This is a genomic window from Spirillospora sp. CA-128828 (assembly GCF_050945415.1).
GTDB lineage: Bacteria > Actinomycetota > Actinomycetes > Streptosporangiales > Streptosporangiaceae > Spirillospora.
The window spans coordinates 6,786,486-6,802,492 of record NZ_CP191986.1; the positions used below are offsets into that span (position 1 = coordinate 6,786,486).

Consider the following 16,007-nt stretch of genomic DNA (forward strand, 5'->3'; position numbering starts at 1 on the left):
CGTCGCGAACGGCATCGTGGTGGAGGAGGCATTGCGGGCAGGCTGGACGCTGTGATTCTCCTCGCATCGCCCGGCCAGGGCGCCCAGACCCCCGGCTTTCTGCAGCCATGGCTAGAGATACCCGGAGTCGCCGACCGGCTCGCCTGGTGGTCGGCGGTCACGGGTCTCGACCTGGTCCGCTACGGGACGGTCGCGGACGCCGAGGAGATCCGGGACACCGCCGTGGCGCAGCCGCTGCTGGTCGCCGCCGCGCTCGCCGCCTGCGAGGTGCTCTACGAGGACGGGCAGGCGGGGCCGGACGCCGTGGCCGGGCACAGCGTCGGCGAGCTGTCCGCCGCGGCGATCGCCGGGGTGCTGACGCCCGAGGCGGCGCTGGTCCTCGTCCGGGAGCGGGGCCGGGCGATGGCCGAGGCCGCCGCCGTCACCGAGACAGGGATGACCGCCGTGCTCGGCGGCGACCCCGACGAGGTCCTCGCCTCGATCGACAAGCACGGGCTCACCCCCGCCAACGTCAACGGCGCCGGCCAGGTCGTCGCCGCCGGGACCACCGAGCGCCTCGCGCGGTTCGCCGAGGAGCCGCCCCCCAAGGCCAGGCTCCGGCCGCTGTCGGTCGCGGGCGCCTTCCACACCGAGCACATGGAGCCCGCCGTCGACACCCTCCGCCGCCTCGCGCCCGGCGCGCCCGTCGCCGCCCCTCGGACGCGGCTGCTGCAGAACCGGGACGGCGCCGTCGTCGAGGACGGCCGCGAGTTCGTCGCCCGGCTCGTCGACCAGGTCAGCACGCCCGTCCGCTGGGACTCGTGCATGACGACCATGCGGGACCTCGGCATCACCGCGATCATCGAGCTGCCGCCCGCCGGGACGCTGACCGGCCTCGCCCGCCGCGAGCTGAAGGGCGTCGAGCTGCTCGCCCTCAAGACCCCCGCGGACCTGGACAAGGCCCGCGAGCTGATCAAGGCGCACACCTCATGACCGCCACGATCAAGATCCCCGAGGCGACGCCCGGCGCCCGCATCCTGGCGTTCGGCGACTACCGTCCCGCCCGCATCGTCACCAACGACGAGATCGCCAAGACGGTCGACACCAACGACGAGTGGATCCGCAGCCGCGTCGGCATCTCCGAGCGGCGCATCGCCGGCGACGACGAGGGCATCGTCGAGCTGGGCGCGCACGCGGGCGGCAAGGCCCTCGCCAACAGCGGGCTCGCCCCGTCCGACATCGACCTCGTGATCCTCGCGACCTGCTCGGCGGAGTCGCCGATGCCGGGCCACGCCGCGCAGGTCGCGCACCGCCTCGGCATCGACGCGCCCGGCGCGTTCGACCTCAACGCCGCCTGCGCCGGCTTCTGCTACGCGCTCGGCACCGCCAGCGCCGCCGTCCGGGCCGGGAGCGCCCGCAACGTGCTGGTGATCGGCTCGGAGAAGATGTCCCAGTGGATCGACTGGACCGACCGGTCGACCTGCATCATCTTCGCGGACGGGGCCGGCGCGGCGGTCGTCACCGGCAGCGAGACCCCCGGCATCGGACCGGTCGTGTGGGGCAGCGCCGGCGACAAGTACGACAAGATCATCATCGAGGACCGGCACTCGTTCATCCGCCAGGAGGGCCAGGCGGTGTTCCGCTGGGCCACCACGGCCATCGCGCCCATCGCGGTCCAGGCGTGCGAGCGCGCCGGGATCCGCCCGGAGGATCTCGCCGCCGTCGTCCCGCACCAGGCCAACCTGCGGATCATCGAGGCGATCGCCCGCAAGGTGAAGGCCACCAACGCCGTCGTCGCCGACGACATCGTGCAGTCCGGCAACACGTCGGGCGCCTCCATCCCGCTGGCGCTGTCCCGCATGATCGAACGCGGCGACGTGCCGTCCGGCGCCCCGGCCCTGCTGGTCGGTTTCGGCGCCGGGCTGTCCTACGCTGCCCAAGTCATCCAGATCCCGTAGGCCGTCACGCCTGCTCGCAGGCTCTGGACCAACCCACCGAAGGAGAACGCAGAACCATGGCAGTCGCCACCGAACAGCAGATCCTGGACGGCCTCGCCGAGATCATCGACGAGATCGTCGGCATCGACAAGGCCGAGGTGACCCCGGAGAAGAACTTCATCGACGACCTCGACATCGACTCGCTGTCGATGGTGGAGATCGCCGTCGCCGCGCAGGACCAGTTCGGGGTCGAGATCCCCGACGACGAGCTGCGCAACCTCAAGACCGTCAAGGACGTCATCAACTTCGTGCAGAACCTGCAGAGCTAGATCCGCGGGGAGGGCGCGCCGCCGGCCGGCCGGAGGCGGCGCGCCCGACCCTCCCCCCTCACAGTCCGCAAGGAGCACCCACATGAGCAAGAGCCAGACCAGAGTCGTCGTGACCGGTCTCGGTGCAACGACCCCACTCGGCGGAGACCTGCCGTCGACCTGGTCCGCCCTGCTCGCCGGAGAGTCCGGGATCCGCAAGCTGGACTGGGAGGGTGTCGAGGACCTGCCGGTCCAGTTCGCCGCCACGCTGAAGGTCCAACCGTCGGAGGTCATGCCGAAGCAGATCCTGCGCCGGCTCGACCGCAACCAGGCGATCGCGCTGATCGCGGCGCGCGAGGCGTGGACGAGCGCCGGGTTCGCCCAGCCGTCCGGCGGCAAGCCGCAGAAGGGCATGGACCGGGCCGGTGTGGACGGCGGCTTCGCCGTGGACGGCGAGCGCCTCGGCGTCGTGCTGTCCAGCGGCATCGGCGGCCTGCACACGGCTCTGAACAGCTACGACGTCTTCCGGGAGAAGGGCTGGTCGCGGGTCTCGCCCTTCACCGTCCCGATGCTGATGCCGAACGGCGCGTCCGGGCACGTCGGCATCGAGTTCGGCGCCATGGCCGGCTCGCACGCCCTGGTGAGCGCCTGCGCGTCCAGCGGCGAGGCGGTCGGCTACGCCATCGACATGATCCGCGCCGGCCGCGCGGACGTGGTGATCTGCGGCGGCACCGAGTCGTGCATACACCCGCTGCAGATGGCCTCGTTCGGCGCCATGCGCGCGATGTCGACCCGCAACGAGGAGCCGGAGCGCGCGTCCCGGCCCTACGACAAGAACCGCGACGGGTTCGTCCTCGGTGAGGGCGCCGCCGCGATGATCCTGGAGTCGGAGGAGCACGCCCGTGCCCGCGGCGCGGAGATCCACGGCTTCGCCTCCGGCTGCGGCTACTCCGGCGACGCCTACGACATCGTCCTGCCCGACCCGTCCGGGGCCGGACAGGCCAAGGCGATGCAGCGGGCCCTCAAGGACGCCGGGCTGGAGCCCGCCGACATCGTGCACATCAACGCGCACGCCACCTCCACTCCCGCCGGCGACGTGGCCGAGCTCGCCTCCATCAAGGCCGGCCTCGGCGAGGAGGCCGCGGGGCAGGTCGTCGTCACCGCCACCAAGTCGATGACCGGGCACCTGCTCGGCGGTGCGGGCGCGCTGGAGTCGATCTTCACCGTGCTCGCGCTGAAGGAGGGCCTCGTCCCCTTCGTCGCCAACCTGGAGGACCTCGACGACGACGTCGACCTGGACGTCGTCCGGGACGAGCCGCGCAAGCTGGCCGACGGCCCCGCCGCGGCGCTCAACAACTCGTTCGGTTTCGGCGGCCACAACGTCTCGGTCGCCTTCGAACGCGCCCTGTGAGACTCCTGCGCGGTCGGTGACCGCGCACGTCAACGGCCCGGCGAGACGCAACTCGCCGGGCCGTTTCGTGCTGCTGTTCTGTTCCAGGAGTCCGGCAACGACCTCGGCCACCGCGCGAGCGCGCTACCTGACCGGTGGGGCGAAGCCGAAGGCGAGCCCCACCGGGAAGCTCGCGAAGCGAGGTCGCGCTCGCCCAAGCCCGGTCAGAGGGCGAGCCGCCAGGCGAGCCCTCTGGGCCGGGCTTGCAATCAAACAGCCGCGTGGAGCCAGCGGACGGGGGCGCCGTCGCCGGCCCGGCGGAAGGGCTCCAGCTCGTTGTCCCACGGGGTGCCGAGGAGACGTTCGAGCTCGTGCTCCAGGGTGATCTTCCCGACGGCGGCGTTCGCCATCACCGAGCGGAGCCGGTCCTCGGGGACCATGATGTCGCCGCTGGCGCCGATGACGCCGGTGAACACCCCGAGTGACGGGGTGAAGCTGAAGCGGACACCGTCGGTGCCCGGCGTCGGATCCTCGGTGGCCTCGAACCGCACCAGTTTCCAACTCCGCAGCGCGGAGGTGATGCCCGCGGCGGTGCCCGGCTTCCCCTCCCAATGGAGCTCGGCGCGCAGCGTGCCCGGCGCCGCCGCCTGATCAGCCCACTCAAGGGAAACGGGCACCCCAAGGACACCTGCGGCGGCCCACTCGATGTGCGGGCTCAGCGCAGGTGGCGCGGAGTGGACGTAGAAAACGCCACGTGCGGTCACCGGACCTCCTGGATCTGTACCGAGGCTCGTCTTCCCCTACGGCCTCGTAAGTCCCAAGTCGGCGTCCGCGTCCCTCATTGTGCATCATCGGCACGAGTCGCACCACCGTGAGTCCACCGTTTGTTGAACGCTTGACTACGGGATGCGCGCCGTTCACCTGGCTCGCGCGCAAGATTAGGCCCTCCCGAACCCGCCTTGGGGCGAAAAGGCGCAAGAGGCAGAGACCGCATCCGGCTGCGACATCGATGACTTTCCGTTCGATCGCCGTCACCCTGCGTCGCAAGTTCGGCATGATGAGCGCGGGGGCCGGTCGTGAACGGAGGCGAGGACCGATGTTCGACCAACAGGCGCGGCTGGAGCGGCTCCTGGCACGGCACCGCGACGCCGTCGTGGTGGAGCCGCTGCCGGGGCGGCCGGCGCTGATCCGCCGGGACGAGATCCTCGTCGCCGCGCAGGACGCGGCCGCCGCCGAAGACCTGGTGCGGCGCTGGCACGACTCGCGCCAGGACGACCACGGCGTCACCCGGCTGCGGCTGCGCGCGCCGGCGAAGGTGGACGTCTGCGAGCTCGCGGCGCGGCTCGGCGGCGACGGGCGGCATCGCCGGCTGAGCGTCTCGCCGAACCATCTCGTCCTCGGCCAGCCGATGTGGTGGAGCGGACCGGCGGACTCACCCCGCGCGGCCGCGCCCGTGCCGGCGCCCGAGGCCGTCCCGGCGCGCCGGGACGTGACGGTGGCGATCCTCGACACGGGCCTGTCGCCGCACCCCTGGTACGCGGACGCGGAGTGGTACCGCGAGCAGCGCGACGAGGTGGCGGAGGTCCTGGACGCCGACCTGGACTTCGAGCTGGACGCGCAGGCGGGCCACGGGACGTTCGTCGCGGGCGTGGTCCTGCGGCAGGCGCCGGCGGCGCGGCTGCGGGCCCGGCGGGTGATCGGCGGCGACGGGGTCGGCGACGAGCTGGACGTGATCCGGGCGCTCGGGTGGCTCGCCGGATGGGGGCGCGCCGACGTCGTGAACCTCTCGCTCGGCTGCCACACCTACGACGACCGTCCCTCGCCGGTGCTGGCGCGGGCCGTCGCCGCGCTCGGCCGCCGCACGGCCGTCGTGGCGTGCGCGGGGAACGCGGGCACCGACCGCCCGTTCTGGCCCGCCGCGATGAAGCCCGTCATCGGAGTCGCGGCGCTGGACGGCGGTGACCGCGCCTGGTTCTCCAACTACGGCTGGTGGGTGGACGCGTGCGCGGAGGGCGTCGGCGTCGCCAGCACCTTCGTCCGCTTCGAGGGGTTCGACGGCTACGCGACGTGGAGCGGCACCTCGTTCGCGGCGCCCGTGGTGGCGGGACGGATCGCCGCCCTGGCGGCGGCGGAGGGCATCGGCGCGGCCGAGGCGGCGGACCGCGTCCTCGATCCGGCCCGGCACCCGGTGCTGCCGGATCTAGGCACGAAAGTGCACGCTGCGTCAGCGGAGAATGTCATAGGGTGAGCAACAAGCGGGGGGCCTCGGGAGGAGACTTCGGTGGCCCGCAGGGACGGTACGGACGAGCTGGTGGTCCGGGCACGCGACGGCGACGGTGACGCGTGGGCCCGGCTGGTCGAGCGGCACAGCGCGCTGCTGTGGTCGATCGCCCGCTCGCACGGGTTGAACGACGCCGATTCGGGCGACGTGGTGCAGACCACGTGGCTGCGTCTGGTGGAGCGGATCGACGGGCTGCGCGAGCCGTCCGCGATGGGCTGCTGGCTGGCCACGACCGCGCGGAACGAGAGCCTGCGGGTGGTGCGCCGGCGCGGCCGCGACCTTCCGCAGGTACCCGCGCCGCGCGAGCCCGAGCCGGGCCCCGACCAGGTGGTCGCGGCCCGTGAGCGGCTCGGCCGGGTCGGCGCCGCGCTGGAGACGCTGCCGCGGCGCTGCCGGACGCTGCTGCGGCTGTTCGCGCTGGCGCCGAGCCACGCCGAGCTCGCCGCCGCCCTCGGGATTCCCGTCGGCAGCGTCGCCCCGACGCGGGCGCGCTGCCTGGAGGCGCTGCGGAGGCTCGTCCCGTGAACGACGACGAGCTGATGGCCGAGGTCCGGGACGCGTTCGGGGTTCTCGACCCCGTACCCGAAAATGTGCTGGCGGCGGCCCGCGCGTCGATCGCATGGCGGGCGCCGGCCGCGACCCTGGCGGAGCTGACGCACGACCGGGCCGGGCGTCCGGCGGCCGGTGTCCGCGGCGGCGCCGCCCGGACGCTGACGTTCACGTGCCCCGGCTCGACCGTCGAGATCGAGGTGTCGCCGGACGGCCGGCACCGGGAGATCACCGGGCGGCTGGTCCCGTCCGCGGCGGCGCTCGTCCAGGTCCGGCACCGGGACCTGCCGGAGGGCGGGGTCACGGCGCGGGCGGAGCCCGCCGGGCTTTTCTGCCTGCCGCGCGTGCCGGCCGGCCTGGTCAGCCTGACGTTCCGGCTGGACGACGGGACGTCGATCGTCACGAGCTGGATCCGGCTGTGACCGGGCCGGACGAGCGGGCGCTGCTGCGGCTGGCGGCGATGAACCCCGCGACGGCGCTCGCACGCGCACGCGACCTGCTGGAGGCCGGCGGCGGGATCCTCGCGCTGCGGGTGGCCGCACTGGCGGCCAAGGAGCTGGGCCGGCTGGACGAGGGTCTCTCCTACCTGCACCGCGCTCTCGAATCGGCCCGTGAGTCCGACGGCTACGCGGCGGCGCAGGTGCGGATGAATCTCGTCGGCCTGCTCACGGCCCAGGGTGACGTCACCGGGGCCCTCACCCATGCGCGTGAGGCGGAGACCGTCCTGCGCGGCGCGGACGCAGACCGTCTGGCCGCCAACAAGGCATGCGCTCTGGCGCGTGCAGGGCGCCTGGACGAGGCCCACGAAGTCGCCGCCGAGGCCTTACCTCGGCTACGCGAAGGGCACGATCCAGCCGCGCTCAACGGGTTGCTCACCAACCTGGGCCTGGCACGGGCCTTCCTCGGTGACTACGACGGTGCGGAGAAGGCTTTGGCGGAGGCGGTCGCCGTTGGTGAGGCCGCCGGGATGCATCACCAGACGGCCATGTCCAAAGGCAATCTGGCGTTCACGGTGTCGCGCCGAGGGGACGTCCCGCGCGCGCTTCGCCTCTTTGCCGAGGCCGAACCCGGTCTGAGCGGCGAACGCTGGGCGCAATGCCGGTTCGACCAAGCCGAGACCCTCATCATGGCCGGTCTGCCAGGCGAGGCACGTCTCCTCTTGACCTCCGCCTTGGACGCGGCCACGGCGAACGGCTACCGATGCGACGTCGCCGACGGTTACCTGCTCCTCGCCCACGCCGAACTGGCCGACGGCAACGCCGAGCAGGCCACGGAAGCGGCCGAACAAGCCCGCACCGCCTTCGCCGAACAGCAGCGCACCGGATGGATGCTGCTGGCCGAGCATGTACTGCTCAAGGCCCGCTGGACGTCCGGTGAGCGCCACGCCATCCTGCTCCGCTCGGCCGTGGCCACGGCGGAACGCCTCGCGAACGGAGGCTGGGTGGACGCCGCCGACGAGGCCCGCATCGTCGCCGCGCGCGTGGCGCTGTCCCTGGGCAGACCGGCAGGCCACCTGCTCACCTCTGTCGGGCGCTCGCGCGGCCCCGCCCCGGCCCAGATCGCGGCCTGGCACGCGGTGGCCCTCGAACGCTCGGCGCGGAACGACGACAGGGGCGCGGTGGCGGCGGTCAGGGCCGGGCTTGAGGTGACCGAAGACCACGTGGAGGTGCTCGACGCGCTCGATCTGCGTGCCCGCGCGGCCGGGCTCGCCGCCGAACTGGCGGAACTCGGTCTCCGGCTGGCCGGTTCGGCGCGGGAACTGCTCGCGGTGGAGGAGCGGCGGCGGGCGATCGCGCGCCCGGTCCGGGTCCGTCCGCCCAAGGACCCCGAACGCGCCGCCGCGCTGACCGAGCTGCGCTCCCTCAGCGCCGGCCACACGGCCGACACCGCCCGCGGCGGCGCACCGTCCGTGCTCTCGGCCAACCTGGAGGCGCGGATCCGCGCACAGACGCGCCGCCGCCCGTCCGGTGCCCTACCGCCGCGCTCGGCCGCCGCCACCGAGGTCGCCGCCGTGCTCGGCGACCGCGCCCTCGTCGAGCTGATCGCCATCGGAACCGAGTTGCACGCCGTCACCATCGCCGGTGGCCGCCCCCATCGCCACCACCTGGGAGCGTCCGACGAGGCCGTCCGCGAGATCGGGCTGATCCGCTTCGCCGCCCGCCGCCTGGCCGACGAGGTCGACCCGCAGACGCTCTCCGCCCTCCAGGGCGCCGCCGACCGCCTCGACCGTCTCCTCCTCGCCCCGCTGAGACCCGTCGTCGGCGACCGCGAGCTGGTCATAGCCCCGACCGGCGCGCTGCACGGCCTGCCCTGGGCGGCGCTCCCGTCCCTGACCGGGCGCCCGTTCACGATCGTCCCGTCGGCAGGGGCGTGGCTTCAGGCCTGCACACGGACCTCCTCGGATGGACACACCGTCCTGGTCGCGGGCCCTGACCTCCAGCACACCGAACGCGAGATCGCCTCTTTGCGACGCCTCCACCCGCATGCCGTCGTCTTAGAGGGCGACGACGCGCGCGCGGAACGCGTCCGGGACGCCCTCGACGGCGCCGCGCTCGCCCACATCGCCGCTCATGGCGAGTTCCGCGAGGGCAACGCCCTGTTCTCCCGCCTGCGCCTGGCGGACGGCCCGCTGATGGTGCACGACCTCGATGAGCTGACCGTCCCGCCGCACCTGATCGTCCTGTCCGCGTGCGACGTCGGCCGCGCCGACGAGGACGACGCCGTCCTCGGCATGGCCGGTGTCCTCCTCGCCCTGGGCACGGCCACGGTCATCGCCAGCGTCACCCCCGTCCGGGACGAGGCTACCCCGGCCTTCATGACGGCCTTCCACACCGCCGTGGCGGCAGGCCTGCCCCCCTCGCAGGCTCTGGCCGCGGTCCCCCGCACGACCGCCACGACCGGGTTCCTGGCCATGGGCGCCGGCTGAGAGGGCGAGGTCGTGTCAGTTGTCGCCGGTGGCCACCGGGTTGGCGGGATCGGTCACCCAGTTGGACCAGGAGCCCACGTAGAGGGCGGCCGGGATGCCGGCGAGGTTGAGGGCGAGGATCTCGTGGGCGGCGGTGACGCCGGACCCGCAGTAGGCACCGACGTCCAAGGCGTCGGTGGCACCGAGCTGGGCGAAGCGTTCGCGCAGGAGCTCGGGGGGCAGGAAGCGGCCGTCCACGCCGACGTTGCCGGACGTGGGGGCGTTGCGGGCGCCCGGGATGTGACCGGCGACGGGGTCCACGGGCTCCTGCTCACCGCGGTAGCGCTCGGCGGCGCGGGCGTCGAGGAGGACGCCCGCAGTGGCCAGTTCGGCGGCGCCCTCCGCGTCCAGGACGGGCAGCCGGCCCGGCTTGGCGAGGAAGTCGCCCGGTTTGACGTCGGGTTCGGCGGTGCTCACCGGGAGGCCGGCCTCCGTCCAGGCGCGGTAGCCGCCGTCCAGGACGCGGACCCGGTCGTGCCCGAAGTAGCGCAGCGACCACCAGACGCGGGCGGCGGACATGGAGTCGGCGTCGTCGTAGGCCACGACCAGGCTGTCCGCCGAGACGCCGGCGCGGCGCATGGCCGACTCGAAGGCGACGGGTTCGGGAAGGGGATGGCGGCCGGCGGCCCCGGGCGGTCCGGCCACATCGTGGTCGAGGTCGACGAAGACGGCGCCAGGAAGGTGCCCCCTGCGGTAGGACTCGATCCCCGGCGGTCCCGCCAGATGCCATCGGACGTCCAGCAGGACCACGGGCGTCTGCCGCCGGAGCAGCCGGTCCAGCGCGGGCACTTCGATGAGAGGGTGCACATCGCCAGTTTGACCGCCGTTGCCCCGATTAGGGAGGGGCGAATGCCGGTTCATCTCAACTCCGCAGGTGTCAGGGCCGGGACGTGCTGAGCAGCGGCACGAGTTGCTCCGCGGCCACGAGGGAACCGTGCATCCCGACCATCTCGTTCAGCCACGGTTCCCGCTCGGACGCGACGATCGCGAGGTCGGCGTGCGGCACGGCGATCACGTCGCCGATGCGCTCCAGCATCCCCGGGCCGATCGGTCCGAACCAGCCGCCGTCGACCGCCTCGGCCCGTGACACGACCCATGCCCGGTCGCCCAGCATCCCCGTCCAGGCGGCGAGCACGTCGTCGTGCGCGCCGGCCTCGCTGTAGACGTAGCGGCATCGGGCGTCGCCGCCGAGGAGGGCGACACCGTCGCGCAGCTCGGGCACCGTGTCGGCGTCGACCCTCTCGGACGGGTCCACCATGCCGTGGTCGGCCGTCACGTGGAGGGCCGATCCGGGCGGCAGGGCGGCCGCGATCTGCTGCGCGAGGCCGTCCACGAACCGCAACTGGAACCGCCACTCCGCCGAGCCGGTGCCGAACTGGTGGCCGGCCGCGTCGAGGTCGGCGTGGTACACGGTGACGTACGACCGGTCGCCGCGGCGCAGGGCCGTCCTGGTGCGACCGACCAGCTGCCCGGGGCCGTCGGAGGCCAGGTAGTCGGCGCCGCGCGTGGTGGCGCGGCTGAGGCTGGAGCCCCGGTAAAGGCCGCGCGCCACGTAGGCGACCTTGACGCCGTCCGCGGCCGCGCGCGCGTACACGGTCGGGACGGGCTGGAACGTCTCCGGGTCGACGGACTCGTCCTGCCAGCGCAGGCAGTTCAGCAGGCGACCGGTGCCGGGGATCGCGACCTGCACCCCGAGCAGCCCGTGCTCGCCGGGCGGGACGCCGGTCGCCAGCGAGCCGAGGCTGCTGACCGTCGTCGCCGGGAACCCGGCGGTGATCGGGCCGCCGGTCATCGCGGTCAGGTAGGGCGCCTCGTCCGGATGGGCCCTCAGCTGCTCCCAGCCGAGCCCGTCGAGGAGCAGGACGCAGACGCGCGGAACGGCGGGCAGCCTCAGGACGTCCACCGCGCCGGGCACGCCCAGCGACGCCAGCACCGAGCCCGGCAGATCGGCGAGCGCCCCCGCCCCATAACGCGGAACCGGCACCGCCAGGGTCGCCGGGCGGGTCACCGGGCGGTCGCCGCGGACAGTTCCTCGGCGAACGCCAGCACCTGGCTCACCGCGTCCGCGCCGTCCGCGGCCTCGCTGACCCGCAGCGACAGGTCGTCGGCCGTGACGCTGCCGGTGTAGCCGTGGTCGGCCTCGCAGTTCTCGTCGCCGCACGTCGCGGGTTCGAGGTCGATGTGCGCGATGGCGCCCCAGCCGATGGTGAGCACGACCTCGGTGGGCGGGACGCCCGGCACGTAGGACGCGGGGTCCGGGACGACCCGCGTCACCGCGACCGACTGGACGCGTTCCAGCTTGACGGCCTCGGTGGTGGTCGACGCGTGCGGGCGGGTCATGCCCTCGCCGGGCGGGTGCTCGTCGGTGTGGCACACCAGCAGCCGGGCCGCCGACAGCACGAGCACCGTGACGTGCCGCCGCACCTCCATCGCGGGGTCGAACGTCGCCTCATGGTGAACGACATAGGCGACGACGCGCTCGTCCCCGACGGCCGACTCGACCGCGTCCGCGACCAGGGCCGGGTAGTAACCGCTGCGCTCGATCGCCGTGCGCAGACCACTGGTGGTCGCTCGGGTTTCCCTCATGGCCCCATCCTGCCCTGTCCAGGGCCGGACGCGCACATGACCGTTCCGGCACGCGGTCATTCGCGCGCGTGCGGGGTACAGGGGGTGCATGGACGAGCATCCACTGCCGACACCGCCGCCGGTGCCCCCGCCGACACCGGACCCGGCGCCGCCCCCGCAGCCGCCGGTGCCGCCCGAACCGCCGCCCGGCCCCGCACCGGGGCCCGCGCCTCAGCCGCCCGGGCCCATCCCTCCCGGCCCGTCACCCGAGCCCGTGCCGCCCGGCCCGCCGCCGGAGCCCGGCCCGCCGGCGCCGCCGCCCGAGCCGATCCCGCCGGGGCCCGCACCGGACCCCGTCCCGCCGACACCGGAACCCAGCCCACCACCGCCTCCGGACTGAGCCTCCGCAACACCGTCGGGCAAGGCGACGCGGCCGGCGCTCCCCCGGCATGGCGGAAGGCGCCGGGCCACCGCGTCGCCAGGCCGATGCGGAGAATCAGAGGCGGCGCGGGCCGAGTTCGGGACGCGGGCCGAGGGGGCGCTCCAGCGTCAGCGTGACCTCGCGCACCGTGACGCCGTCGCCGTCGACCATGACCGGGCTCAGCTCCAGCCGCGCCACCTCGGGCAGGTCGTAGCCGAGCCGGGAGGCGCGCAGCAGCAGTTCTTCCAGCGCGCCCACGTTCACGGGTTCCGCGCCCCGGTGGCCGAGCAGCAGCGGGGCGGTGCGGATGGCACGGATCATCTCCGCGGCCTCCACGTCCGCGAGCGGCGACAGCCGGTAGGCGCGGTCGTCCAGCAGGGCGGCGGTCTCGTCCGCGATGCCGAACGAGATCAGCGCGCCGAACGAACGGTCCTCCCTGACCACGACGCGGGTCGGTACGCCGTCCCCGCCTTCGGCGACCCCGATGCCGTAGCAGGCGAGCAGCTCCGCCGCCTGCTTCGGCGTGGCTTCCACCGGCCCGCCGTCGCCGAGCCAGCCGGCGACCAGCTCCCGCGCCCGGTCGCGGTCCACGTCGCCGAACACGGGCATGCGTCCGGCGGGACGCTGCCGCCACTGCGCGTACCGGATCACGTACGCAAGCGCCCGGACGGCGTCCTCCGGCGCGGTGTAGGACGGCACCGACCCCTCGGCCGCCATCCCGTCCGGGCCGGTGACGCGCAGGTCGGCCGGCATCCCCTCGGTGCCGAGGTAGGTGGCCACGATCGGTTTCCTGCCCTCGGCGGCCAGCCGCAGGATCCGCTCCGGGACGCGCACGTCGTAGCCGCCGATCGTCGGGGGCGTGAACAGTGCCACGACCGCGTCGACCGTGTCGTCCTCCAGCGCCCCCGCGAGGGCGGCCTCGTAGTCGTCGGCGTCCGCGCGGGGACCGAGGTCGATGCGCGGCCGGACCTCCAGGCCGAGCGCCACCGCCGCGTCCTGCGCGAGCAGGCCCAGCGAGTTGGAGTTGTCGATGATCGCGATGCGGTCGCCCGCCGGCAGCGGCTGGTAGGCCAGCACCTGCGCGACGTCGAACAGCTGCGCCAGGTCCTCCACCCGGATCACGCCGGCCTGCTCGAACAGCGCGCTGACCGCGTGGTCGGGCAGCGTGAGCGCCTGCGCGGCGTGCCCGAGCGGGACGCCCTGCGTGCTGCGGCCGCTCTTGACCGCCACGATCGGCTTGCGGCGGCCGAGCCTGCGCGCCAGCCGGGCGAACTTGCGCGGGTTGCCCAGCGACTCCAGGTACAGCAGGACGGCCTTGGTCGCCGGGTCCTCCTCCCAGTACTGCATGAGGTCGTTGCCGGACACGTCCGCACGGTTCCCGGCGGACACGAACGTGGAGAGGCCGAGGCCGCGTTCGGCCGTCCGCTGCAAGATGGCGATGCCGAGCGCACCGGACTGGGAGAAGAAGCCCACCGGCCCTCGTCCGGGCATGGTCGGCGCCAGGGTCGCGTTCAGCCGCACGTCTGTGTCGGTGTTGGCGATCCCCAAGCAGTTGGGGCCGACGACGCGCATCCCGTAGGCGCGGGCGAGCCGCACCAACTGCTCCTGGGCGCCACGTCCTTCGTCCCCTACCTCGCCGAAGCCGGACGACACGACGACCAGGCCGTGCACGCCCTTGCTCGCGCACTCCTCCACGACCTCGTGGACGGCGTCGGCGCGGACGGCCACGACCGCCAGGTCCACATCGTCCGGGATCTCCAGGACGGACGCGTACGCGCGCACCCCCGCCACCGCCACCGCCGTCGGATGCACCGGGTACACGGGCCCGCTGAAGTCCCCGGACAGCAGGTTGCGCAGGACGGTCTGCCCGACGCTGTGCTCGGCGCGGCTCGCCCCGATCACCGCCACCGAACAGGGGAACAGCAGCCGCTGGATCGACCGCGACTCGGCCCGGTGCTCGCGCGCCGTCATGACCTCCAGCGAGGTGTCCGTCGGCTCCAGGTCCAGGACGAGCTCGATCACGCCCTCCTCGAACCGCTGCTCCGCCCGGTACCCCGCCTCCCGGAACACCCGCGTCATCCGGCGGTTGTCGGGCAGGACGCTCGCCACGAACCGGCGCACGCCCCGCTCCCGGGCCGCGGCGGCGATGTGCTCCAGCAGCACCGGGCCGACACCGCGGCCCTGGTGCGCGTCCTCGACGAGGAACGCGACCTCCGCCGTCTCGGGCCGGTCGCTCAGCCGGTCGTACCGGACGACCGCCACCATCTCCCCCGCGATCGTGGCGATCAGCGCGACCCGCCGGTCGTGGTCGACGGTCGTGAAGTGCTCGACGTCACGGTCCGACAGGTGCGGGCGCGGCGAGAAGAACCGGTAGTAGATCGACTCCGGGGACAGCCGCGCGTGGAACGTGCGGAGCAGATCGGCGTCATCAGGCCGGATGGGACGCAGATGGGCCGTCCCGCCGTCGCTGAGGACGACGTCGGCCTCCCACTGATCCGGGTAACGCTCGGTCACGTACCCGAGGGTAAGGCACGGGCGCCCCGTGGCCCGAGCCACGAAAAACGAGGCTTCCTGAGTTTCGCTGCGCGTTCGAGACCTAATCCGGGCTCAAGAGCTGTTACGGTCAAGCACACGCCCAGAATTGCCGCTCGCGCGGGCCGTGTTGATCGAGGTGATGACTCCATGACGCGCGTGGTCGTGGTCGGCGATCTTATGACTGACACCGTGGCGCGTGCCGCGTACCCCTTGTCCAAGGGGAGCGACACGCCCGCCGCCGTGACGATGCACGGTGGCGGCTCCGGCGCCAACGTGGCCGCATGGCTCGCCGTGGAGGGAACCGACGCCGCCTTCGTCGGCCGCCGCGGCTCCGACATCGCCGGCCGTAACCGGGACATGGAGCTGATGGGCTACGGCGTCGACGCCCGCCTCGTCATGGACCAGGAACGTCCCACCGGAACCTGCGTGGTGATGGTCACCCACAAGGGCGACCGGACGATGCTGTCGGACCCCGGCGCCAACGGAGCGCTCCTCCCCGAGGACATCGAGCGCTGCAAGGACCTGTTCTCGCAGGGCACCCACCTGCACCTGTCCGGCTACTCGCTGATCAACGAGGGATCCCGCAAGGCGGCCATCCACACGCTGGACATCGCCCGCAAGGCGCAGATGTCGGTGTCGGTGGACGGCGGCTCGTCCTCGCCCCTCAAGCGGATGGGCGCCGAGCCCTTCCTGGAGTGGACGCAGGGCGCCCGCCTGCTCGTCGTCAACGCCAAGGAGGCCGAGATCCTCACCGGCCGCGACACGCCCGAGCAGGCCGCCAAGGTGCTGACCGCCTGGTACCCGCAGGTCGTGATCAAGAGCGGCGCCGACGGTGCCCTCTGGTACACCAACGGCCGTCCCGAGCCCGTCACCGTCGCCGCCGAACCCGTCGACAAGGTCGTCGACGGCACCGGCGCCGGCGACGCGTTCGTCGCGGGTCTCCTCCCGCCCTGGCTGGACGGCAAGCAGCCCGCCGACGCCCTCACCGCCGGATGCCGGCTCGCCGCCCGCGCCATGCAGCACCTCGGCGCCCGCCCCACCCTCGACGTGGTCGACAACCAGATCAAGTGAGAGGGG

The 16,007-nt window shown here is 73.5% G+C and carries 14 protein-coding genes; 9 read left to right on the top strand and 5 right to left on the bottom strand.

The window, feature by feature from the left end; genetic code table 11:
• Window positions 1-51: 51 nt before the first annotated feature.
• The 4 genes from ACQPXG_RS32720 (at window position 52) to ACQPXG_RS32735 (ending at window position 3,635) form a co-directional block, all read left to right on the top strand.
• Window positions 52-972 (top strand): ACP S-malonyltransferase, encoded by a 921-nt coding sequence (locus ACQPXG_RS32720; protein WP_433462993.1) that lies wholly within the window; start codon window positions 52-54, stop codon window positions 970-972.
• Window positions 969-1,937, top strand: coding sequence for a beta-ketoacyl-ACP synthase III (locus tag ACQPXG_RS32725; RefSeq protein ID WP_433462994.1), 969 nt, complete (start codon window positions 969-971; stop codon window positions 1,935-1,937). Before ACQPXG_RS32720 ends, ACQPXG_RS32725 begins: the two co-directional genes overlap by 4 nt.
• Before the next feature lie 56 nt (window positions 1,938-1,993).
• Entirely contained in the window at window positions 1,994-2,245 is a 252-nt protein-coding gene (locus ACQPXG_RS32730) for an acyl carrier protein (protein ID WP_433462995.1), read from the top strand.
• A gap of 82 nt (window positions 2,246-2,327) precedes the next feature.
• Entirely contained in the window at window positions 2,328-3,635 is a 1,308-nt protein-coding gene (locus ACQPXG_RS32735; RefSeq protein ID WP_433462996.1) for a beta-ketoacyl-[acyl-carrier-protein] synthase family protein, read from the top strand.
• Window positions 3,636-3,883: 248 nt separating this feature from the next.
• Here the strand turns inward: ACQPXG_RS32735 and ACQPXG_RS32740 are convergent, their stop codons facing one another.
• Complete coding sequence (locus ACQPXG_RS32740; RefSeq protein WP_433462997.1) at window positions 3,884-4,378, bottom strand: DUF3145 domain-containing protein; 495 nt, start codon at window positions 4,376-4,378, stop codon at window positions 3,884-3,886.
• Window positions 4,379-4,710: 332 nt separating this feature from the next.
• Here ACQPXG_RS32740 and ACQPXG_RS32745 point away from each other — a divergent pair, with 332 nt between their 5' ends.
• Genes ACQPXG_RS32745 through ACQPXG_RS32760 form a run of 4 tightly spaced genes read left to right on the top strand, consistent with a single transcriptional unit; the run spans window position 4,711 to window position 9,370 of the window.
• Window positions 4,711-5,862 carry a S8 family peptidase gene (locus tag ACQPXG_RS32745; protein WP_433462998.1) on the top strand — a complete coding sequence of 384 codons (1,152 nt, stop codon included), beginning with the start codon at window positions 4,711-4,713 and terminating at the stop codon, window positions 5,860-5,862.
• Window positions 5,863-5,895: 33 nt separating this feature from the next.
• Entirely contained in the window at window positions 5,896-6,420 is a 525-nt protein-coding gene (locus ACQPXG_RS32750; protein WP_433462999.1) for an RNA polymerase sigma factor, read from the top strand.
• The gene (locus tag ACQPXG_RS32755) at window positions 6,417-6,866 is read left to right on the top strand and encodes a hypothetical protein (RefSeq protein ID WP_433463000.1); all 450 of its coding nucleotides are present in this window, start codon (window positions 6,417-6,419) and stop codon (window positions 6,864-6,866) included. Before ACQPXG_RS32750 ends, ACQPXG_RS32755 begins: the two co-directional genes overlap by 4 nt.
• Complete coding sequence (locus ACQPXG_RS32760; protein ID WP_433463001.1) at window positions 6,863-9,370, top strand: CHAT domain-containing protein; 2,508 nt, start codon at window positions 6,863-6,865, stop codon at window positions 9,368-9,370. The genes ACQPXG_RS32755 and ACQPXG_RS32760 overlap by 4 nt, the downstream gene beginning before the upstream one ends.
• 15 nt (window positions 9,371-9,385) lie before the next feature.
• On the opposite strand, the gene ACQPXG_RS32765 is transcribed toward ACQPXG_RS32760, so the two are convergent.
• From ACQPXG_RS32765 to ACQPXG_RS32780, 4 genes are all read right to left on the bottom strand, one after another.
• Complete coding sequence (locus ACQPXG_RS32765) at window positions 9,386-10,216, bottom strand: sulfurtransferase (protein ID WP_433463002.1); 831 nt, start codon at window positions 10,214-10,216, stop codon at window positions 9,386-9,388.
• A 70-nt stretch (window positions 10,217-10,286) separates the two neighbouring features.
• Window positions 10,287-11,417 carry an alkaline phosphatase family protein gene (locus ACQPXG_RS32770; protein WP_433463003.1) on the bottom strand — a complete coding sequence of 377 codons (1,131 nt, stop codon included), beginning with the start codon at window positions 11,415-11,417 and terminating at the stop codon, window positions 10,287-10,289.
• Complete coding sequence (locus ACQPXG_RS32775; protein ID WP_433463004.1) at window positions 11,414-11,995, bottom strand: DUF5998 family protein; 582 nt, start codon at window positions 11,993-11,995, stop codon at window positions 11,414-11,416. Before ACQPXG_RS32775 ends, ACQPXG_RS32770 begins: the two co-directional genes overlap by 4 nt.
• Before the next feature lie 475 nt (window positions 11,996-12,470).
• Window positions 12,471-14,909 carry a GNAT family N-acetyltransferase gene (locus tag ACQPXG_RS32780; RefSeq protein ID WP_433463005.1) on the bottom strand — a complete coding sequence of 813 codons (2,439 nt, stop codon included), beginning with the start codon at window positions 14,907-14,909 and terminating at the stop codon, window positions 12,471-12,473.
• A 168-nt stretch (window positions 14,910-15,077) separates the two neighbouring features.
• Here ACQPXG_RS32780 and ACQPXG_RS32785 point away from each other — a divergent pair, with 168 nt between their 5' ends.
• The gene (locus ACQPXG_RS32785; RefSeq protein WP_433463006.1) at window positions 15,078-16,001 is read left to right on the top strand and encodes a carbohydrate kinase family protein; all 924 of its coding nucleotides are present in this window, start codon (window positions 15,078-15,080) and stop codon (window positions 15,999-16,001) included.
• Window positions 16,002-16,007: the final 6 nt, after the last annotated feature.